Genomic DNA, 20,614 nt, shown 5'->3' on the forward strand with positions numbered 1-20,614 from the left:
GTTCCATACCGTTCTGCGGTGCGCCCGCTACCCGTCCCCGATCCCGGCCGGGCCGATCAACGCTCGGCGACCAGATTCCTCCTCTGGCTCGCCGCGCGCATCTGGCCGACGATCGCCGGGGGCATGACGCTGGCTGTGGTCTCTTTCGTCGGCCAGGCGCTGATCCCGGCCGTCCTGGGCAGGGCGATCGACGCCGGTCTCATCGCCCGGGACGGCGACGCGCTGCTGCGCTGGGGGCTGGCGCTGCTCTCCCTCGGCATCGTGCAGTCGGTCGTCGGGATCGTCCGGCACCGGTACGCCACCTACAACTGGCTGGCCGGGGCGTACCGCACCGTCCAGATCACCGTCGACCACGTCAACCGGCTCGGCGCGACCCTGCCCCGGAGGCTCGCCACCGGTGAGGTGGTCAGCATCGGCACCGCCGACATCAACCAGATCGGCGGGGCGCTCGACATCCTGTCCCGGGGCACCGGCTCGCTCTTCGCGGTGCTCACCATCACCGCGATCCTGCTCGCCACCTCGGTCCCGCTCGGCCTGGTGGTGGTGCTCGGGGTACCGGTGCTGATGGCGGTCGTCGCGGTGCTGATCCGGCCGCTGCACCGGCGCCAGGAGGCGTACCGGGACCAGCAGGCTACCCTGACCACCAGGGCCAGCGACATCGTCGCCGGGCTGCGGGTGCTGCGCGGCATGGGCGGTGAGCCGGTCTTCTCGGCGCGCTACCGGGCCGAGTCGCAGGCGTTGCGCCAGGGCGGCGTACGGGTCGCCCGGGTCGAGGCGCTGTTGGAGGCGACCCAGGTCCTGATGCCCGGCATCTTCCTGGTGCTGGTGACCTGGCTCGGCGCCCGGTTCGCCCTCCGTGGCGAGATCAGCGTCGGGCAACTCGTCTCCTTCTACGGCTACACCGTCTTCCTGATCGGCCCGCTGCGGATGCTGACCGAGGTGATCGACCGGATCACCCGGGGGCACGTCTCGGCCCGTCGGGTCGTGTCGATGCTTGACCTGCGGCCGGAGATCACCGATCCCGAGCACCCCGTCGAACTTCCCGACCGACCTGGTGAACTCGTCGACGTCGAGTCCGGGGTGACGGTCCGGCCCGGCCGGGTGACCGCGCTCGCCGCCACCGCGCCGGAGGACGCGGTCGCCATCGCCGACCGGCTCGGCCGGTACGTCGACAGCGAGGCGACGCTGCACGGCGTACCCCTGCGGAAGCTGGCGCTGGACACGGTCCGGCGCCGGATCCTGCTCGTCGACAACGACGCGCGGCTCTTCTCCGGGCCGCTCCGCGCGGAGCTGGAACCGCCGGGCGGGGCCGACGACGCGACCATCGCGGCGGCATTGGACGCGGCCGGCGCCACCGACATCGTGGCGGCGCTGCCGGGCGGGCTCGCCGGCCGGGTCGCCGAGCGGGGCCGGGAGTTCTCCGGCGGCCAGCAGCAGCGGTTGCGGCTGGCCCGCGCCCTGGTCGCCGACCCGGAGGTCCTGATCCTGGTCGAGCCGACCAGCGCGGTGGACGCGCACACCGAGGCGCGCACGGCCGACCGGCTCGGCCCGGCCCGGCGCGGCCGGACCACCCTGGTCTGCACCACCAGCCCTCTGGTGTTGGACCGGGCCGACCACGTGGTCCTCGTCTCCGACGGCAAGGCGGTGGCCGAGGGCGGGCACCGCGAGCTGCTGGACATCGAGCCGCGTTATGCCGCGCTGGTCAGCCGGGCCGAGGGGGAGTGAGATGAGCGAGCGCAACGCGCTGCCGGTCGCCGACGCGGCGCAGGTGCGACGGTACGCCCGCAGCCTGGTCCGCCGGCATCCCCGCGCACTGGCCGGCGCGATCGGGCTGCACGTGCTGGCCGCGATCACCGGGCTGGCCGCGCCGCGACTCCTCGGCAACCTGGTCGAGGCGATCTCCGAGGGCACCAGCACGGTGACGGTGGACCGGGTGGCGCTGACGATCGCCGGGTTCGTGGTGGCGCAGGCGGTACTGGTCCGGTTCGCCTACTTCGCCTCGGCCCGGCTCGGTGAGCGGGTCCTCGCCGACCTGCGGGAGGAGTTCGTCGACCGGATCCTGGCCATCCCACTGGCCACGGTGGAGCGAGCCGGTACCGGTGACCTGCTGACCCGGAGCAGCCGGGACGTCGCCGCGCTTTCCCGGTCGGTCCGGTTCGCCGTGCCGGAGTCGCTGGTCGCGGTCGTGACGGTCTTCGCGGTGATCGGCGCGGTGCTGCTGACCGATCCGCTGCTGATCCTGCCCGCCCTGGTCGCGGTGCCGGTGCTGGTGCCGGCCACCCGCTGGTACCTGCGCCGGGGCACGCCCGGCTACCTCGCGGAGAACGCCGCATACTCCGACATCACCGACGGGATCAGCGAGACGGTGGAGGGTGCGCGGACCACCGAGGCGCTCCGGCAGCAGGCCCGGCGGCGGGCCCGCACCGACGCCGACATCAGCCGGTCGTACGCGGCCGAGCGGTACACCCTCTACCTGCGTACCGTGTTCTTTCCACTGGCCGAGACCGGCTACCTGCTGCCGGTCGTGGCGACCCTGCTCTGCGGGGGCTGGTTCTACATCGAGGGCTGGGTGACGCTCGGCGAGGTCACCGCCGCCACCCTCTACGCGCAGCAGTTGATGGACCCGGTCGACCGGCTGCTTTCCTGGCTGGACGAGGTACAAGTCGGCGGCGCGTCACTGGCCCGGCTGCTCGGGGTGGCCGGGCGTCCCGGCGAGGGCGAGCGTCCGGGAGCCGCCGAGGGGCCACGAGCCGTCGAGCGTCCAGGAGCCGCCGAGGGTCCGGGAGCCGACCCGGCCGACGAGGGGACCGTGGCGGACCGGCGGCAGGACGGACCGGCGGACCGGCGGCTGGTCGCGGACGACGTGCGGTACGCCTATCAGCCGGGGCGGGACGTGCTGCACGGCGTCAGCCTCGCCCCGGTCCCGGGCGAGCGGCTGGCCATGGTGGGCCCCTCCGGGGCGGGTAAGTCGACCCTCGGCCGGCTACTCGCCGGGATCCACCGGCCGGGGAGCGGCTCGGTCACCGTGGGCGGCGTCCCGCTCGCCGACCTGCCGCTGACCGACCTGCGCGCCGAGGTCGCGCTGGTCACCCAGGAACACCACGTCTTCCTCGGTACGTTGCGCGACAACGTCACCCTGGTCCGGCCGGATGCGACCGACGAGCGGGTACGCGCGGCGCTCGACGCCGTCGACGCGCTGGACTGGGCGGAGCAGCTTCCCGCCGGGCTGGACACCGAGGTCGGCTCAGGCGGCCATCCGCTTTCCCCGGCACAAGCCCAGCAGCTCGCCCTCGCCCGGTTGGTCCTCGCCGACCCGCACACCCTGGTACTCGACGAGGCGACCTCGCTGCTCGATCCCCGGGCGGCCCGGCACCTGGAGCGCTCGCTCGCCGCCGTGCTGCGCGGCCGTACGGTGATCGCGATCGCCCACCGGCTGCATTCCGCGTACGACGCGGACCGGGTGGCGGTGGTGGAGGATGGCCGGATCACCGAGCTGGGCGCGCACGCCGAACTGGTCGCCGCCGGCGGCTCGTACGCCGCACTCTGGCGTTCCTGGCACGGTGACTCCCGGTCCTGACCGCGTCGCGCCCGAGCGATGATCCGCCGGAGGTGCCGACGGGTTCTTGCAAAGAGATCTTTGCAAGGATATCTTTGCCAACATGTCGAGGGATGAAGTTCGGCTCGATCCGACGTCGCTGCGCGGCCTCGCCCACCCCTTGCGGGTCCGGATGCTCAACACGCTGCGCGAACACGGCCCCGCCACCGCCACCCTGCTCGCCGAGCGGCTCGACCAGTCCACCGGCGCCACCAGCTACCACCTGCGGCAACTCGCCCAGTACGGCTTCGTGGTCGAGGAGCCGGGGCGCGGTGTCGGGCGGGAGCGGTGGTGGCGGGCCGCACACCGGAACACCCGCCTCGACAGCGAGGTCGGTCGGGACGCCCAGGCGGACGTGGAGACGTACCTGCGCTCCGTCGCCGCGCTCTACGCCGAGCGGGTCGACCGGTGGTTGAACGAGCTGCCCAACCTGCCGGAGGAGTGGAGGGGCGCGTCCACGCTGAGCAACTGGCGGCTCAGGCTGACCGCGACCGAGGCGCGGGAGTTCTCCGACGCGCTGACCGAGCTGCTCGGTCGGTACCGCCATGACGAGCCCGGCGTGCCCGCACCGGACGACGCCGAGTCGTTCGTGGTTCAGGCACAGTTGCTGCCCTTCGTCCGGCGCGGCGACCGGGCGGCCCCGCAGGATCCTGCGGGGCGGGAGGACCGTCCGGGGCGGGAGGGTCCTGCGGGGCGCGACGACCGGCCAGCGGCGGAGGGGGACTGATGGCCGGCAGCCGTCGACCGCTGGTCGGTCTGCTGGTAGCCGAGGGAGTCTCCCTGGTCGGCAGCCGGATGAGCATGGTGGCGCTGCCCTGGTTCACCCTGGTGGTCACCGGCAGCGCCGCCCGGACCGGCGTCGTGGCGTTCGCCGAGATGCTGCCGTACGTGCTGGCCTGCGCGCTCGGCGGGCCGCTGATCGACCGGGTTGGCGCCCGTCGGACCAGCATCGTCGCCGACCTGGGCAGCGCGGCGACGGTGGGCAGCATCCCGCTGCTGCACCTGGCCGGCATGCTTCCGTTCGGCACGCTCATCGGTCTGGTCGCGGTGGCCGGGCTGCTGCGTGGGCTGGGCGACACCGCCAAGCGGGTGGTCTTCCCGGAGACCGTGACGGTGGCGGGCACCCCGATGACCCGGGCGACCAGCCTGCACGACGGGCTCAGCCGGCTCGCGACACTGCTCGGCGCGCCCCTGGCCGGGCTGCTGATCGCCGTGCTCGACGCCCCGCTCGTGCTGCTGCTGGACGCGGGGACCTTCGTGGTCGGCGCGCTCCTGGTCGCCCTCACCGTGCCGGGACGACTCCGGGCGGTGGAGTCTGCCTCGGCTGCTGCCGCCGGCATCCCGCCCGGGGATGCCGCCGGACCGGTCCGGGAGCGCTATCTGGACGCGCTCCGGTCCGGTCTGCGCTATCTGCGCCACGATCGACTCGTGCACGGCATCCTGCTGATGCTGCTGGTCACCAACCTGGCGGACGCGGCGTACACCTCGGTGCTCACCCCGGTCTGGGCCACCGAGGTGGTCCGGTCTCCGACGGCGCTCGGCCTGCTCACTGCGAGCTTCGCGCTGGGCGCGGTGCTGGGCAACGCGGTATTCACTGTCGTGGCGCACCGGGTGCCGCGGTTCACCGTCTTCGCGGTCGGGTTCCTCCTCGCCGGGGCGCCCCGGTTCGTCGCGCTCGCCGTACTAGACCGGCTCTGGGTGATCTACCTGGTTTCGTTCGCCGCTGGACTCTCCGTGGCCGCGGTCAACCCGATCCTGGGCGCGGTAAGTTTCGAGCGGATTCCGGAGCGGCTCCGGGCCAGGGTGCTCGGGCTCACCCACGCGGCGGCCTGGGCCGGCATTCCGCTCGGCGGACTGCTGGGCGGGCTTGCCGTGCAGGAGCTGCGGCTGCCCGTCGCCTGCCTGGTGTTCGCGGCAGGGTACCTGCTGGTGACGCTGCTGCCGTTCGTGATGCCGGTCTGGCGCGAGCTGGACCACCCACCGACCTCGCCGACCGGTCCCGACCCCGACTCCAATCTCGACCCCGACCCCGACCCCGATTCTGACCTCGATCTCGCCCCCGCCACGCGGGCCATCAGCGCGACCGGGCCGGCGGCCCTGCCGACCAGGTCGACCATGCCGGAACGCGACGCGGCGGGGGTAGCCGGCGGGAAACACCGGCCCGGGGGAGAGCCGCTCAGCGGGTGACCGCCATGAAGGCCACCAGCAGCAGCAGGGTGGTGACGGCGACGGTGAAGACGATCAGCAGCTCCCGCCGGCTGCCGGTGCCGCCGCCCTCGGCCGGCTCGGGGGTGGCCGGCGCCGCCGGCAGGTCCCGGGTGACGACGGCCAGTTCCCCGAGGGTACGCGCGGTGTAGACCGCGCCGACCCGCTCGGAAAACTCATCCAGGCTCAACCGGCCCTGCTCGGTGTGCCGTTGCAGGTCGGCGACCACTCGTTGCCGATCGGAGTCGGAGGCGCGCAGTTGCCCATCCACGCCGGACAGCCTATTCCGCCCGGAGGAGTGAGGAAGGGCCCCCGCGACAACAGAAAGCGAGATGCGGGGCCCCTTCCTCACACCTCGAGCGGGTCGGCGAGCAGGTGCTCGAAGGCCAGTTCGGCGGCGCCGACCAGCGCCGCGTCCTCGCCGAGCTGCGGGGTACGCAGCCGCACCTGCTCGCGCGCGCTGGACAGGGCCAGGGAGTTGAGCCGGCTGCGTACCCGGGCCGCCGCCGCGAGGTAGACGTCCCGGAGGGTGCCGCCGAAGATGACCACCCCGGGGTTGAAGATGTTGACCAGGTTCGCCACCCCGAACCCGAGCCAGTCGCCGACCTGCCGGACCGCCGCCTGGGCGCTCGCGTCACCCCGGGCGGCCGCGTCGACCACCCGCAGGGCCGCCTCCCGGCCCGCGGTGTCGCCCCGGCCGGCCGCGAGCAGCAGGGCGTACTCGCCGATCTCGGTCTCCCAGCAGCCGTACGACCCGCAGTCGCACCGGCTGCCCCCGGGGTTGACCACCATGTGGCCGACCTCCCCGGCGTAGCCGCCCTGCCCGGTCAGCCGGCGCCCGCCGACGATGATCCCGGCGTCGACGCCGACATCCCGGTGCAGGTAGATGACGTCGTCGAAGCCTCGGGCGGCGCCCCGGGCGTGCTCGGCGACCGCACTGGCGTCGGCGGCGTTGCTGACCAGCACCGGGCGCTCCTGCGGCAGCAGTGCACCGAGCGCTTCGGCCAGTCGGTTGTCCAGTTCGTCACCGCCGACCCAGCCGGCGCTCTCCGGCCGGCCCCGCAGCGCGTCGTCCGGACGGCGCAACCGGCCGCAGACCACCACCCCGCTGCCGACGTAGACCGAGCCGTCCGGTACCGCCTGGTGCATCTCCTTGACGAAGCCGGCCAGCAGCGGCACGCTCTCCACCGCAGGCAGCCCGGCGGGCCGCTCGGCCTGCCTGCGGTCCAGCACCACCCCGCCGAGCCCGATCCGGGCGGCCCGCAGCCGGTCCACCTCGATGCTGTACGCGTACGCGAAGACCCGCCCCGACTCGGGCCGGACGACCAGGGACGGCCGTCCGGCCCGCCCGGTCTCCCGGGGCGCCCGTTCGGTGATCAGCCCGGCGGCGGCCAGTTCGGCGGTGAGTGCGCCGATGGTGCTCCGGTTCAACCCGAGCGAGGTGGTCAGCTCCGCCCGGGAGGTGGCGCCGTGGATGTGCACGTACCGCAGCAGCGCGCCGAGATTCTGCCGGCGAATCTCCTCCTGGCTCGGCCCCGCGCGCATCGTGCCCCTTATCGGTTACCAGTCGCTCCGGCCCGACGTCGGGAGAGCGCGTCCACACTGGCCGCGAGCAGCAGCACCAGTCCGGTCACCACGAAGGTGAAGCCGGAACTGCGGCCGAGCAGCCCCATCCCGTTGTCGATGACCGCGATCACGGCGCCGCCGAGTACCGCGTCGACGATCCGGCCCTTGCCACCGAAGAGGCTGGTGCCGCCGATCACCGCCGCGCCGACCGCGTAGAGCAGGACCTTACTGCCCCCGGTGTTGGCGTCGACCGAGGTGGCCCGGCTGGCCGCCACGATGCCGCCGACCGCCGCCATCGCGGAGCAGATCACGAAGACCGAAATGCGGATCCGGTCCACGTTGATGCCGGCCCGCCGCGCCGCCTCCCGGTTGCCGCCGACCGCGTAGACGTGCCGGCCGTACGCGGTGCGTTGCAGTACGAAGGTCAGCACGACCAGCAGGATGACGATGATCGGCACCACGATCGGTACGCCCTTGAGCGAGACGAGCGCGTTGTGGCTGCGCTCCAGGTTCAGCAGGTACACGGCGACGCCGGCGATCGCCGCCAGTGAGCCGATCCGGATCAGCACCACGGCGAGCGGCTCGGTGACCAGCCCGCGCGCGCTGCGGTTGCGGTGCCGCAGCAGTTGCACGACGGCGTAGCCGGCGACGCCGAGCAGGGCCAGCGCCCAGCCGAGCCACGGCGGCATGTTCCGGTTGGCGATCGCCACCAGCACACCGTCCCGGACCGAGACGTTGGTGCCGCCCTTGATCAGCAGCAGCACGATGCCCTGGAAGGCGAGGAACGCGGCGAGGGTGACCACGAAGGACGGGATGCCGACCTTGGCCACCAGGAAGCCGAGTACCAGCCCGATCACCACGCCGGTGACGAGCGCGGCGGCGACCGCGACGTACCAGGGAAAACCCTGCAGGGTGACGAGCTGGGCGAGTACCGCGGCGCAGACCCCGCTGGCGAAGCCGGCGGAGAGGTCGATCTCGCCGAGCAGCAGGACGAAGACCAGCCCCATCGCGATCAGCGTCACCGCCGCGCCCTGGGTGAAGAGGTTGGCGAAGTTCCCCTCGGTCATGAAGTTCGGGCGCAGTGCGGTGAAGACGGCGCAGAGCACGATCACGCCGAGTACGGCCGGCAGCGCGCCCATATCGCCGCCGCGGACCCGGGCCAGGTAGTCCCGGAAGTGGCTGCCGACCGTGGGCACCGGAGCGGCCGGTGCCTCGACCGGTGACACAAGGGTGGTGGGAGGGGCGGCGCTCATTTGTCGACTCCTGCCCTCGTCGTCTCGGTGCTGGCTGGGGTGTCGAGCCTGCCGTTGCCGTTCTCGCCGGTCAGCCCGAGGCCGCCGCTGCGCCCGGCGGTGATCAGTTCGACGACCTGGGCGTGCGTGACGTCGCTGGTCCGCAACTGCGCCACCATCTGACCGAGGTAGAGCATGGCGATCTGGTCGGAGACGGCGAAGACGTCGTTCATGTTGTGCGAGATGAGTACGACGGCGAGACCGTTGTCGGCCAGCCGGCGGACCAGTTCGAGCACCTGGGCGGTCTGCGCCACGCCCAGCGCGGCGGTCGGCTCGTCGAGGATGACGATCCGGCTGTTCCAGAGCACCGCCTTGGCGATCGCCACGGTCTGCCGCTGCCCGCCGGAGAGGCTGGAGACGTGCTGCCGCAGCGATTTCACGGTCCGGACGGAGAGCCCGGCCAGGGTCTCGGCGGCCATCTGCTCCATCGTGGGCTCGTCCAGGACGAGGCCGCTGCGCTTCTCCCGGCCGAGGAACATGTTCTGCACGATGTCGAGGTTGTCGCAGAGCGCGAGGTCCTGGTAGACGACCTCGATGCCGAGCGTGGCGGCGTCCCGGGGGTTGTGGATCTGCACCGGTCGGCCCTCGAAGAAAATCTCGCCGCCGTCGGCCGAGTGGATCCCGGCGACGCATTTGACGAGGGTGGACTTGCCGGCGCCGTTGTCGCCGACGAGCGCGGTCACCTCGCCGGGGTTGACCGACAGGTCGACGTTGCGGAGGACCTGGACGGGACCGAAACTCTTGTCGATCCCGCGCAGCTCCAGCAGGGGTGTCGCGGACACTGGTTGGTCTCCTTTACACGGGTGTCCGGAGGCGGGTGCCGATCGCGGGGTTTCCGATCACGGGTCCGGTCCAGTTCTGTCGGGCGGCGAGGACGCCGCCCGGTACGGATGGTTCCGTACCGGGCGGCGTCCTCGGCGGGCCGGTCGAGCCCGATACCGTGGTCTCGGTCAGCTGACGCCGGCCTCGGCGCAGGCGGCGGCGAAGGCGTCCTTGCAGAGCTCTTCCTTGGTGACGTAGCCGTCGGCGACGACGTCCTTGACGTTGTCCTTGTAGATGGCCTTCGGCTCCAGCAGTACCGCCGGGACGTCCCGGTTGCCCTCCGGATCCCGCACCGTGGTGGGCGCGGACTTCTTCTCGCCCTTGGCCAGCGCGATCGCCAGTTCGGCGGCGGCGTCGGCCTCCTGCTTGACCGCCTTGTAGACGGTCATGCACTGGTCACCGGCGAGGATGTTCTGCAGGCCCTGCACGGTGGCGTCCTGGCCGGTCACCGGGACCTTGCCGTTGAGCTTGTTCCGCTTCAGCACGGAGATGACCGCGTTGCCCAGCCCGTCGTTCGCGGCCAGTACGCCGTCGATCTTGCCGTTCTGCTGCGTCATCATCTGCTCGAAGATGGTGCCGGCCTGGGTGTTGTCCCAGGCGGGCACCCACTGGTCCGGGCCCTTGACGTACTCGCCGGCGTCGTACTTGGGCTGGAGCACGCTGTCGTAGCCGTTCTTGAACAGGGTGGCGTTGTTGTCGGTCTCCGAGCCGTTCAGCTCGGCGATGACCGGCTTCTTGACACCCTTGTCGGTCAGGCACTTGACCAGGCCCTCGCCCTGGAGCTTGCCGACGGCCTCGTTGTCGAAGCTGACGTAGTACTCGGCCGAGCCGCCAAGGGTCAGCCGGTCGTAGTCGATGGTGAGTACGCCCTGGCTCTTGGCCTTGTCCAGCACCGCCTTGCCGGTGCCGGAGTCCAGGTTGACGATCATCAGGACGTTGACGCCCTGGGTGATCATCTGGTCGGCGAAGGTCTGGAACTGCGCCTTGTCGCCCTGGGCGTTCTGGATGATGTAGTCGACGCCGGCGGCCTTGAACGCCTCCTCCAGGTACTTGCGGTCCGCGGTCTCCCAGCGGACCGACGAGGCGCTGTCCGGAAGGATGACGCCGATCTTCGGCTTTGCGTCGGCGCCACCGTCGCCGCCGGACTCGTCACCGCAGGCGGCGAGGCCGCCCGTGGTCAGCAGGCCCACGGCAGCGATGGTGAGGATCCCTCTGCGCATTGCACGGGTCCTTTCGGGGTGGGTGTGGTGTCTCGGTTCCAGCGGTGGTGCGCCGAGCGGGTCGCGGTGTTGCCCGGTGGCCTCCCCCCGTTGGGCTGCCTCGCCAGCGGCTCCGCCGGGTCGCGCTCCGCCGGAGTCTCTGATGGGCTGTGGCGACCGCCCGCATTACTTTTGTTGTGTCCGGCAACGTATTGCGCGAAGACTCTTCAGGGCAAGGTCACCGAGGTCACGAGTTTGTTGTTCCGGGTAACAATTCAGCAACGTGCGGGACATCCCGGGATCGGACAGCGGCGATACGCCGGAAATGATCCTCTCCGGACCACCCGTGCCGACCGCCCCGGTCCCGGCCCGGCCGGGATCGGGGCGCGGCGACCGGCGCGGTGGTGGCGCGGGTGAGCCGGATCAGGTCCGCCGGGGCGAGTTCGAGTCGCAGCCCTCGACGGCCCGTCGAGGCTCCGGAGCCGGCACCGGACGGCAGAGCAGCACCGTCGGGGCGCTGGCGATCCGGGTCAGCACCAGACTGATCGGCTCGCCGCCGGCCAGCCGCAGGTCGCGGCGGAGCCGCTCCGGGTCCAGCGCCGAACCCCGCTTCAGGATCTCCGCCCGCCCGACGTCGAGGTCCCGCAGCCGGGCCCGCAGCCGCTTCAGCGAGAACGGCAGCGACTCGAGCACCTCCAGGCACCGGGCGTACGGGGTGGGCCGGGCGGCGTCGGCGTAGACGTACGCGATCTCGGGGTCGGCGAGGGTGCCGTCGACCGTACCGGCGAACTCGGCGACCAGGTGCGCGCGGACCACCGCCGGGTCCGGGTCGTAGAGGTAGCGCCGGACCGGTCCGACCGGGGCCCGGCGGGTTCCGTCGCCGGTCAGCTCGTGCACCACCGCCCCGGCCAGCAGGGTGGCCCGGCGCGGCGCGGTGGCGAGCGGACCGGACCAGACCGTCGCCTCGACCAGGTCGCCGTCGACGCTTACCCACTCGCCCTCGGCACCCGTCGGCAGCAGCCGGTGCGCGATCCCGGGCGCGACCTTGAAGACCGTCCGGGGGACCCGGTCGGTCAAACCGAGCAGGAAGTTCCAGGGCGGGGAGTAGGCCGCCGGGTCGAAGATCCGCCGGCCGGTGCCGGTGCTGCGCCGGGCCGGGTCGCAGAAGACCGCGTCGACCGGGTCGTCGAGCGCGGTGAGGTCGAACCGGGTCGCGTCACCGACGGTCACGGTGAACCGGTCGGCCACCCCGGCCGCCTCGGCATTGGCGGCGGCCATCGCCGCGGTGACCGGATCGGCCTCCACGCCGTACACCCGGATGCCGGCCCGGGCGGCGGCGAGCGCGTCGGCGCCGAGGCCGCAGCCGAGGTCGACAAGGGTGCGCACCCCGGCGGTGCGCAGCCGGGCGGCCCGGCGGGCCGCGACCCCGGCCCGGGTGGCCTGCTCCAACCCGGCCCGGGTGAAGAACATCCGGGCCGCATCCGGGCCGAACTTGGCGGCCGCCCGGCGCCGCAGCTCGGTCTGGGTCAGCGCGGCGGCGGCCAGCCCGGCGGGCACCCCGGCGCGGCGCAGCGCGGCCGCCGCGGCCAGCGGGTCGCCGTCGGCCAGTTCGGCGGCGGTGGCCAGCGCGGTTCCCCCGTCCGGGGTACGCAGCGCGGCGAGCTGCTCGGAGTCCACCGGAGCATTGTGCCGGCCGGGCCTCCGGCGGGCGTGTCGGGTTGGCACTCTCCTTGACGGAGTGCTAGCCGTCGGCATAACCTGCCGTTAGCACTCTCAAACCGAGGGTGCCAGCTTCCGGGCCGCTGTCCGGGGGCTGAACGCCAGGCGGACCGGCACCCGCGACGACGGACCCGCCCGGTGGCATGTGGCAGATTGACGCTGGTCGGCTCGCCGGCCGGCATAGAAACCAGTACCCCAGGAGGGTATGCCCGTGACTACCGCGACCAAGGTTGCGATCAAGCCGCTCGAGGACCGGATCCTGGTCCAGGCGAACGAGGCTGAGACGACCACGGCGTCGGGCATCGTGATTCCCGACACCGCAAAGGAGAAGCCGCAGGAGGGCACCGTCCTCGCTGTCGGCCCCGGCCGTTTCGACGACGACGGCAACCGGATCCCGGTTGACGTGAAGGTCGGCGACACGGTCATCTACTCGAAGTACGGCGGCACCGAGGTCAAGTACGCCGGCGAGGAGTACCTGGTGCTCTCCGCCCGCGACGTCCTCGCCGTCATCGAGAAGTGATCTGACTGATCCAGTGACGCTGCCCCGGACCGGCCCTGCCGGGCCGGGGCAGCGCTCGTGAAGGGACCCTGTTAACACAATGGCGAAGATTCTGAGCTTCTCGGATGACGCCCGGCACCTGCTGGAGCACGGTGTCAACACGCTCGCGGACACGGTCAAGGTCACTCTCGGCCCACGCGGGCGCAACGTCGTCCTGGACAAGAAGTTCGGTGCCCCGACGATCACCAACGACGGCGTGACCATCGCCAAGGAGATCGAGCTCACCAACCCGTACGAGAACCTCGGCGCGCAGCTGGTCAAGGAGGTGGCGACCAAGACCAACGACATCGCTGGCGACGGGACCACCACCGCCACCGTGCTGGCCCAGGCCATGGTCCGGGAGGGCCTGCGCAACGTGGCGGCCGGGGCCGGACCGGCCGCGCTCAAGCGGGGCATCGACGCGGCGGCCGAGAAGGTCTCCGCGGCCCTGCTGGAGAAGGCCGTCGAGGTGGCCAGCCGGGAGTCGGTCGCCAACGTGGCGACGATCTCGGCCCAGGACGCCACCATCGGCGACCTGATCGCCGAGGCGATGGAGAAGGTCGGCCGGGACGGTGTGATCACCGTCGAGGAGGGCTCGACCCTGGCCACCGAGCTGGAGGTCACCGAGGGCCTCCAGTTCGACAAGGGCTTCATCTCGCCGAACTTCGTCACCGACACCGAGTCGCAGGAGGCGGTGCTCGACGAGCCGTACATCCTGATCACCACCCAGAAGATCTCCTCGATCGAGGAGCTGCTGCCGCTGCTGGAGAAGGTTCTCCAGACCGCGAAGCCGCTGCTGATCATCGCCGAGGACGTGGAGGGGCAGGCGCTCTCCACCCTGGTCGTCAACGCGATCCGCAAGACCGTCAAGGTCTGCGCCGTGAAGGCGCCCGGCTTCGGTGACCGGCGCAAGGCGATGCTCCAGGACATGGCGATCCTCACCGGCGGCGAGGTGGTCGCCCCCGAGCTGGGCTACAAGCTCGACTCGGTCGGCCTGGAGGTGCTCGGCACCGCCCGTCGGGTGGTGGTCGACAAGGAGAACACCACCGTGATCGACGGCCGGGGCCGGGACAACGACGTCGCCGAGCGGATCACGCAGATCCGCAAGGAGATCGAGGCGTCCGACTCCGACTGGGACCGCGAGAAGCTCCAGGAGCGGCTGGCCAAGCTCTCCGGCGGCATCGCGGTGATCAAGGCTGGTGCGGCGACCGAGGTCGAGATGAAGGAGCGCAAGCACCGCATCGAGGACGCCATCGCCGCGACCAAGGCTGCGGTCGAGGAGGGCACCGTGCCGGGCGGCGGCGCCGCACTGGTGCAGATCGTCTCGGCACTCGACGGCGACCTCGGCCTGACCGGTGACGAGAAGGTGGGCGTCTCGATCGTCCGCAAGGCGCTGGTCGAGCCGCTGCGGTGGATCGCCCAGAACGCCGGCCACGACGGCTACGTGGTGGTGCAGAAGGTCGCCGAGCAGGGTTGGGGCAACGGCCTCGACGCCGCCGCAGGCGAGTACAAGGACCTGGCCAAGGCCGGCATCATCGACCCGGTGAAGGTGACCCGCAACGCGGTCACCAACGCGGCGTCGATCGCCGGGCTGCTGCTGACCACCGAGAGCCTGGTCGTGGAGAAGCCGGAGAAGGCCGAGCCGGCCGCCGCCGGCGGGCACGGCCACGGTCACGGGCACGGCCACCAGCACGGTCCGGGCTTCTGAACCGGCTCCGGGCCCGGATCGCGCTGATCCGCACCGCCCGGTCGTGACACCGGGATCCGCGTGAGCGGTCCGGCGTGGAGAAGTCTTCCGCGTCCGGCCCCCGCTCACGCGGATCTTCGTTTCTGGGGTACCGGACCCGCCGGTCACACCACCGGCGAATCCCCTGACCCACCCTTCCCGCACCCGGGTACGGCCCGCGACACTGGTCGGATGAGGATGTTCCCGGATCCGGGCGGTGCCGGGGCGGCGATGGTCGGGGTCGGTCCTGGCCACCTGCCGCGCCGGTTCGGTGCGCTGGCCGGGTTGGCGGCCGCGGCCGTCGCGCTCGGTGCGGCCGAGGTCGTGGCGGTGCTCACCGGCGCGCGCTCGGCACCGCTGGTCGCGGTCGGCGGCGTACTGGTGGACCTGGCGCCCGCACCGCTCAAACAGTTCGCCGTCGACGTCTTCTACGTCTACGACAAGATCGCTCTCCTGGTCGGCACCGCCGTACTGCTGGCCGGGTTCGCCGCCCTGGTCGGGCTGGTCGCGGTCCGCTCGCTGCCCCTCGGGTACGCCGGGATCGCCCTCTTCGGCGCGGTCGGCGTACTGGCGGCGCTGACCCGCCCCGGTGCCGGCCCGGTCGCCGCACTGCCGTCGCTGCTCGGCGCCGTACTGGCGGCCGGCGTGCTCCGGCTCTTCGTCGCCGGCCCGCCCGGCCGGACCCTGACCGCCGCCACGCCGGCAGCGGACCGGACAGGGCCGGTCGCGGCGACCCCGCCTGCCCTGGGCGGCCGTGCTGATCCGGGGCCACCGGCCGGCCCGGCGGGCGGAACGGAGGGGACTCCGCTGCCGCCGTCCGTGTCGGCGTACCCGGACGAGAACGCCCGGCGGCGGTTCCTGACCGGTGTCGGGCTCGCCGTCGGCGCGGCGGCGGTGGGCGGCTTCGGCGGGCGCTGGCTGTCGACCCGGCGGGGTGTCTCGGCCGCCCGCGCGGCGATCGAGCTGCCGGCGCCGACCAGCCCGGCGGTGCCGGTACCGGCGGACGCCGACCTGCGGGTGCCGGGGCTCTCGTCGTACGTGACGCCGAACCGGGACTTCTACCGGATCGACACCGCACTGGTGGTGCCCCGGGTGGACCCGGCGCAGTGGCGGTTGCGGATCCACGGCCGGGTCCGCAACCCGATCACGCTGCGCTACGCCGACCTGCTCGCCCGGCCGATGATCGAACGGCACATCACCCTGGCCTGCGTCTCCAACGAGGTCGGTGGCGACCTGATCGGCAACGCCCGCTGGCTCGGCGTGCCGCTCGGGCCGCTGCTCGCCGAGGCCGGACCGCTGCCCGGGGCGGACCAGGTGGTGGGGCGCTCGGCCGATGGCTGGACCTGCGGCAGCCCGACCGGGCTGCTCACCGACGGCCGGGACGCGATGCTGGCCGTCGGGATGAACGGCGAACCGCTGCCGATCGAGCACGGCTTCCCGGTCCGGGTGGTGGTGCCCGGCCTGTACGGCTACGTCTCGGCCTGCAAGTGGCTGGTGGAACTGGAGTTGACCAGTTTCGCCGACTTCGACGCGTACTGGGTGCCCCGGGGCTGGTCGGCGCAGGGGCCGATCAAGACCCAGTCGCGGATCGACACCCCACGCCGGCGCCGGACGTTGTCGACCGGCCCGGTCACCGTCGCCGGGGTGGCCTGGGCACAGCACGTCGGGATCCGGCAGGTGGAGGTACGCGTCGACGACGGCGACTGGCAGCCGGCGACGCTGGCCGCGACGGTCTCCACCGACACCTGGACGCAGTGGTCCTGGCGCTGGCTCGCCACCCCCGGCGAGCACACCCTCCGAGTACGTGCGACCGACGCCACCGGGGCGGTACAGACCGGCGAATCGCGTCCGGTCGACCCCGACGGCGCCACCGGCTGGCACACCATCACGGTCACGGTGACCTGAGTACCGGCCGGGTCAGGCGGAGCGCTGCGCCGGCACCGTCGACCGGAACGGCCGGCCGAGTCGGGCCTCCAGCCGGGCGATGTCCACCCGGCTCTGTCGGCGGTCGGCCAGGTCCTCCCAGCCGACGGCGAGCAGCCGGAGCCGCTCGGACTCGCTGAAGCCGCCCCACACCCCGTACGGCTCGCGTACGGCGAGGGCGTGGGCGGCGCATTCGGCACGTACCGGGCAGGCACCGCAGACCGCCTTCGCGTTGGCCTCGCGGCGGTTGCGGGACGAACCCCGCTCACCATCCGGGTGGAAGAACTGGGCGCTGTCTCGGCCCCGGCAGGCGCCAAGCCGCTGCCACTCCCACAGATCGACGATGGGTCCAGGCAGTCTGCGTACGTTCGACATCAGCACCCTCCCTCCGCGCGGCACCGCGATGACCTGCTCGGGTCGGAATCCGGGCGGCGGGCCGCGCAGGCGCACCGATCCGACCACGGGTCCCGGTACCCCGGGCGTGGACGACTCACACGTACTTGATCGCGCACTTCTGGCCCCGAAGCCGTTCCCCGGGGCGAATCGTCCAAAAAGTTTGTGGTTCATCCGTGGAAACTCATCATGATCACTCACTGGCGTGGTCTCCTCGTTGCGGAGAGGAGAGCACCGTGCGCACCGTTCTTGTCTGCGTCCGGACCCCGCTCGCGGCCCAGAACGTCGCGGCAGCGGCGGCCCGGCTCGGTTTGGCCGCCGCGGTCCGTACCGCGGTGTCCGACCCCGAGGCCATGCTCCGGCTCGCCGAGCGGCCGGCGGACGTGGTGCTCGCGGACACCGCGCTCACCCGCCCGGACAGCGTCGGCTTCACCCGGCGGGTACTGGCCCGGTCGCCCGGAGCGGCGATCCTGCTGCTCGGCGCCGAGGATCCGGGGGTCGCCGCGGCGACGATCGCGGCCGGCGCCCGCGGGCTGATCCAGGGCAGCGACCACGACCTGGTGAGCGTGGTGGCGAAGGCGATCCTGCTGCTCGGCGGCCGGTCCGGTCGGGGCGGTGCCGCGCTGGCCGGCGGCGCGCTGGCCGGCGGTGGCCAGGCGGGTGGCCCGGCCGGTGCGGGCCGGCCCGGTGACGGTGCCGGCCAGCCGGCGGCCGGCCAGCGGCTGGGCAGCGCGGTGCGGGCGCCGACCGGACCCGGCCGGGAGGGACCGGGCGCGGACGGACCGGGCGCGGGGCGCCCGCCGGGGGACGAGTCGACGGTACGCCGGCGGGACGACCCGCAGCCGCGTACCGGTGCGGGTGAGACGACCGGCGAGCAGCCGACCGGACCGGCGGTGGTACCGGCCCAGCGTGCGGACGACCCGAACGCGCCCACCGACCCGGCGACGGCGCCCGGCGCCGGTCCGGGGTACCCGGCGGAGAAGGCCGGCCCGGGCGGGCCCGGCGCGTCGGGGCAGGAGCCGGCCGGCGCCGAGGGCTCCGGCGGTGCGGCACGCCCGGTCCCGCCCCGCCGCCCGGTGCTGACCGAGCGCGAGATGCAGGTGCTGGTCGGAATGGCGGACGGGAAGAGCAACGCGGAGATCGGCCGGGAGCTCTTCGTCTCCGAGGACACGGTGAAGACCCACGCCCGCCGGTTGTTCCGCAAGCTCGGAGCCCGGGACCGGGCGCACGCGGTGGCGGCCGGGTTCCGCGCCGGCCTGGTGGCCTGACGGGTTCCGCGCCGGCCCGGCGGCCGGAGAGTGCCTGTTCGGCAGACCGGCCGGGCGGTCGGGTCGTTGGGCGGTCGGCCCGGCGGGATCAGCGCGGGGTCTCGGCCTCGCCCTCGCTCTCCTCGGCGGTCTCGGTCAGGGTGTCGTGCACCCCGTCCGCGTAGCCACGGGCGTATTCCCAGGTGACGTAGTGGTCCGGGTCGGGGTCGTAGGCCGGCTCGTGCACCCGGGGCCGGCCGGAGCTGAGCAGGTGCCGCAGGTTGCCCCGGAGCAGGTCCCAGTCGAAATAGTGCGGTTCCCGGCAGTCCTCGCACTCGATCACGAGGCCGCGCACCCCGACCGGACCCAGCAGCGCCTGGTAGATCTCCAGGTCGGCGAGGTCCTCCAGCACGTCCTGTCGCTCGACCTCGCTGAGCGGGTCGAGTTCGGCCTCCTCGCCCGGGTCGTCAAGGCCGGCGGAGGGATCGGCGGGGTCACCGTTGAACGGGTCGATCGGCTCCTCGTGCACCCCTCCACCGTAGTCCCAACACCGCCCGGCGTGGTCACCCCTTGTGGCCTGTACCGCCGCTGTACCCGCGCCCGCGACGCCCGCCCCGCCGGATGGGTACGATGAACCATCGCGCCGTACCCGGGGCGAACCCCGGACACCGCCCTGCCGCCGGGCAACCTGTCCGACCAGCTCAGCGCCGACCGACCCTCGTCGGCGATGGCCGCAGTCGCGTGGGCGATGGCCGCAGCCGCGTCGGCGGTGATCGTTATCGACCGTCACAACAGCAGCAGGGGACACATCGTGGAGAACCGGCCCACCAACGACCTTCCGCTGGCCACCGACGCCGACCAGCTCGCCGGGCACCTGCCCGAACTGCCGGCCGGTTCGGCCCGGGTGGTGCCGCTCGGGCTGACCTTCGACGACGTGCTGCTGCAACCGGGCGAGTCGGAGATCATCCCGAGTCGGGTGAACACCCTGACCCGGCTCAGCCGCAACGTCAACCTCGCCATCCCGCTGGTCTCCAGCCCGATGGACACGGTGACCGAGGCGCGGATGGCGATCGCGATGGCCCGGCAGGGCGGCATCGGCGTACTGCACCGCAACCTCTCGATCGAGGACCAGGCGCTCCAGGTCGACCTGGTGAAGCGCTCCGAGGCGGGCATGGTCACCAACCCGGTCACCTGCGGCCCGGACGACACCCTGCGGGACGTCGACGCGCTCTGCGGGCGTTACCGGATCTCCGGCGTACCGGTGACCGACGCCCAGGGCACCCTGGTCGGCATCGTGACCAACCGGGACATGCGGTTCGTCACCGACGGCGACACCCCGGTCCGCCAGATCATGACCCCGATGCCGCTGATCACCGGGCAGGTCGGGGTCACCAAGGAGGAGGCGCTCGACCTGCTGCGCCGGCACAAGGTCGAGAAGCTGCCGATCGTCGACCCGGACGGGCGGCTGCGCGGCCTGATCACCGTCAAGGACTTCGCCAAGAGCGAGCAGTACCCGCTCGCCACCAAGGACGACGCCGGCCGGCTCCGGGTCGCCGCCGCGGTGGGGGTCGGCGAGGACGCCTACAAGCGGGCCCGGGCGCTGGTCGAGGCCGGGGTGGACGTACTCATCGTGGACACCGCGCACGGGCACCAGCGAGCCGTGCTCGACATGGTCGGCCGGCTCAAGAAGGACACCGCCGCCGACGTGATCGGCGGCAACGTGGCGACCTACGCGGGGGCGAAGGCGCTGGTCGAGGCGGGTGCCGACGCGGTCAAGGTCGGGGTCGGGCCAGGCGCCATCTGCACCACCAGGATAGTCGCCGGGGTGGGCGTACCGCAGATCACCGCGATCATGGAGGCGGCCCGGGCCGCCCGCCCGGCCGGGGTGCCGGTGATCGCCGACGGCGGCATCCAGTACTCGGGCGACATCGCCAAGGCGCTGGTGGCCGGCGGCGACACCGTGATGCTCGGCAGCCTGCTGGCCGGCTCCGAGGAGAGCCCGGGCGAGCTGATGTTCATCAACGGCAAGCAGTTCAAGGCCTACCGGGGGATGGGGTCGCTGGGCGCGATGCAGTCGCGCGGGCAGGCCCGGTCGTACTCCAAGGACCGCTACTTCCAGGACGACGTGGCCAGCGAGGAGAAGCTGGTGCCGGAGGGGGTCGAGGGCCAGGTGCCCTACCGCGGCCCGCTGGCCCGGGTCGCGCACCAGCTCGTCGGCGGGCTGCGGCTGGCGATGGGCTACGTCGGCGCGGAGACCATTCCCGAGCTGCACCGCCGGGGGCAGCTCATCCGGATCACCGCCGCCGGTCTGAAGGAGAGCCACCCGCACGACATCCAGATGACGGTCGAGGCACCGAACTACCACACCCGCTGACGGTCGCGGCCTCCC

General features: G+C 72.7%; 17 protein-coding genes. 9 read left to right on the top strand and 8 right to left on the bottom strand.

All coding sequences use genetic code 11. The features are described from left to right. Positions 1–18 precede the first annotated feature (18 nt). The 4 genes from EV371_RS11495 to EV371_RS11510 all read left to right on the top strand — a co-directional run bounded on the left by EV371_RS11495 (position 19) and on the right by EV371_RS11510 (position 5,782). Positions 19–1,725 (top strand): ABC transporter ATP-binding protein, encoded by a 1,707-nt coding sequence (locus EV371_RS11495; RefSeq protein WP_207230460.1) that lies wholly within the window; start codon positions 19–21, stop codon positions 1,723–1,725. A gap of 1 nt (position 1,726) precedes the next feature. Next, positions 1,727–3,577 carry an ABC transporter ATP-binding protein gene (locus EV371_RS11500; RefSeq protein WP_130462026.1) on the top strand — a complete coding sequence of 617 codons (1,851 nt, stop codon included), beginning with the start codon at positions 1,727–1,729 and terminating at the stop codon, positions 3,575–3,577. 82 nt (positions 3,578–3,659) lie between these two features. Then, complete coding sequence (locus EV371_RS11505; RefSeq protein WP_130462027.1) at positions 3,660–4,322, top strand: helix-turn-helix domain-containing protein; 663 nt, start codon at positions 3,660–3,662, stop codon at positions 4,320–4,322. Then, complete coding sequence (locus tag EV371_RS11510; RefSeq protein ID WP_130462028.1) at positions 4,322–5,782, top strand: MFS transporter; 1,461 nt, start codon at positions 4,322–4,324, stop codon at positions 5,780–5,782. The genes EV371_RS11505 and EV371_RS11510 overlap by 1 nt, the downstream gene beginning before the upstream one ends. On the opposite strand, the gene EV371_RS11515 is transcribed toward EV371_RS11510, so the two are convergent. The 6 genes from EV371_RS11515 to EV371_RS11540 all read right to left on the bottom strand — a co-directional run bounded on the left by EV371_RS11515 (position 5,772) and on the right by EV371_RS11540 (position 12,356). Then, complete coding sequence (locus tag EV371_RS11515; protein WP_130462029.1) at positions 5,772–6,071, bottom strand: DUF1707 domain-containing protein; 300 nt, start codon at positions 6,069–6,071, stop codon at positions 5,772–5,774. The genes EV371_RS11510 and EV371_RS11515 overlap by 11 nt on opposite strands. A 77-nt stretch (positions 6,072–6,148) precedes the next feature. Continuing rightward, positions 6,149–7,345 (bottom strand): ROK family protein, encoded by a 1,197-nt coding sequence (locus tag EV371_RS11520; protein ID WP_130462030.1) that lies wholly within the window; start codon positions 7,343–7,345, stop codon positions 6,149–6,151. Positions 7,346–7,353: 8 nt separating this feature from the next. Beyond that, positions 7,354–8,619 carry an ABC transporter permease subunit gene (locus EV371_RS11525; RefSeq protein WP_130462031.1) on the bottom strand — a complete coding sequence of 422 codons (1,266 nt, stop codon included), beginning with the start codon at positions 8,617–8,619 and terminating at the stop codon, positions 7,354–7,356. Then, positions 8,616–9,440 (bottom strand): ATP-binding cassette domain-containing protein, encoded by an 825-nt coding sequence (locus EV371_RS11530; RefSeq protein ID WP_130462032.1) that lies wholly within the window; start codon positions 9,438–9,440, stop codon positions 8,616–8,618. The genes EV371_RS11525 and EV371_RS11530 overlap by 4 nt, the downstream gene beginning before the upstream one ends. A gap of 168 nt (positions 9,441–9,608) precedes the next feature. Continuing rightward, positions 9,609–10,700 carry a substrate-binding domain-containing protein gene (locus tag EV371_RS11535; RefSeq protein ID WP_130462033.1) on the bottom strand — a complete coding sequence of 364 codons (1,092 nt, stop codon included), beginning with the start codon at positions 10,698–10,700 and terminating at the stop codon, positions 9,609–9,611. Between the two features lie 402 nt (positions 10,701–11,102). After that, positions 11,103–12,356: a THUMP-like domain-containing protein gene (locus EV371_RS11540; protein WP_130462034.1), complete on the bottom strand. Its 1,254-nt coding sequence runs from the start codon at positions 12,354–12,356 to the stop codon at positions 11,103–11,105. 247 nt (positions 12,357–12,603) lie between these two features. On the opposite strand from EV371_RS11540, the gene groES reads away from it, so the two are divergent. The 3 genes from groES (at position 12,604) to EV371_RS11555 (ending at position 16,567) form a co-directional block, all read left to right on the top strand. Beyond that, positions 12,604–12,918, top strand: a complete 315-nt coding sequence (groES, locus tag EV371_RS11545) for a co-chaperone GroES (protein WP_199187625.1) — start codon at positions 12,604–12,606, stop codon at positions 12,916–12,918. A 79-nt stretch (positions 12,919–12,997) separates the two neighbouring features. Next, positions 12,998–14,644, top strand: a complete 1,647-nt coding sequence (groL, locus tag EV371_RS11550; protein ID WP_130462035.1) for a chaperonin GroEL — start codon at positions 12,998–13,000, stop codon at positions 14,642–14,644. A gap of 249 nt (positions 14,645–14,893) precedes the next feature. Further along, complete coding sequence (locus EV371_RS11555) at positions 14,894–16,567, top strand: molybdopterin-dependent oxidoreductase (RefSeq protein ID WP_130465831.1); 1,674 nt, start codon at positions 14,894–14,896, stop codon at positions 16,565–16,567. Positions 16,568–16,579: 12 nt separating this feature from the next. Here the strand turns inward: EV371_RS11555 and EV371_RS11560 are convergent, their stop codons facing one another. After that, complete coding sequence (locus tag EV371_RS11560; protein WP_130462036.1) at positions 16,580–16,960, bottom strand: WhiB family transcriptional regulator; 381 nt, start codon at positions 16,958–16,960, stop codon at positions 16,580–16,582. Positions 16,961–17,214: 254 nt separating this feature from the next. Here EV371_RS11560 and EV371_RS11565 point away from each other — a divergent pair, with 254 nt between their 5' ends. Beyond that, positions 17,215–18,246 carry a helix-turn-helix domain-containing protein gene (locus EV371_RS11565; protein WP_130462037.1) on the top strand — a complete coding sequence of 344 codons (1,032 nt, stop codon included), beginning with the start codon at positions 17,215–17,217 and terminating at the stop codon, positions 18,244–18,246. A gap of 88 nt (positions 18,247–18,334) precedes the next feature. Here the strand turns inward: EV371_RS11565 and EV371_RS11570 are convergent, their stop codons facing one another. Continuing rightward, entirely contained in the window at positions 18,335–18,754 is a 420-nt protein-coding gene (locus tag EV371_RS11570; protein ID WP_130462038.1) for a DUF5319 family protein, read from the bottom strand. A gap of 282 nt (positions 18,755–19,036) precedes the next feature. Between EV371_RS11570 and guaB the strand changes: the two genes are divergently transcribed. Next, positions 19,037–20,599 (top strand): IMP dehydrogenase, encoded by a 1,563-nt coding sequence (guaB, locus tag EV371_RS11575; protein ID WP_486484931.1) that lies wholly within the window; start codon positions 19,037–19,039, stop codon positions 20,597–20,599. Positions 20,600–20,614: the final 15 nt, after the last annotated feature.

The organism is Plantactinospora sp. CNZ321 (assembly GCF_004217235.1).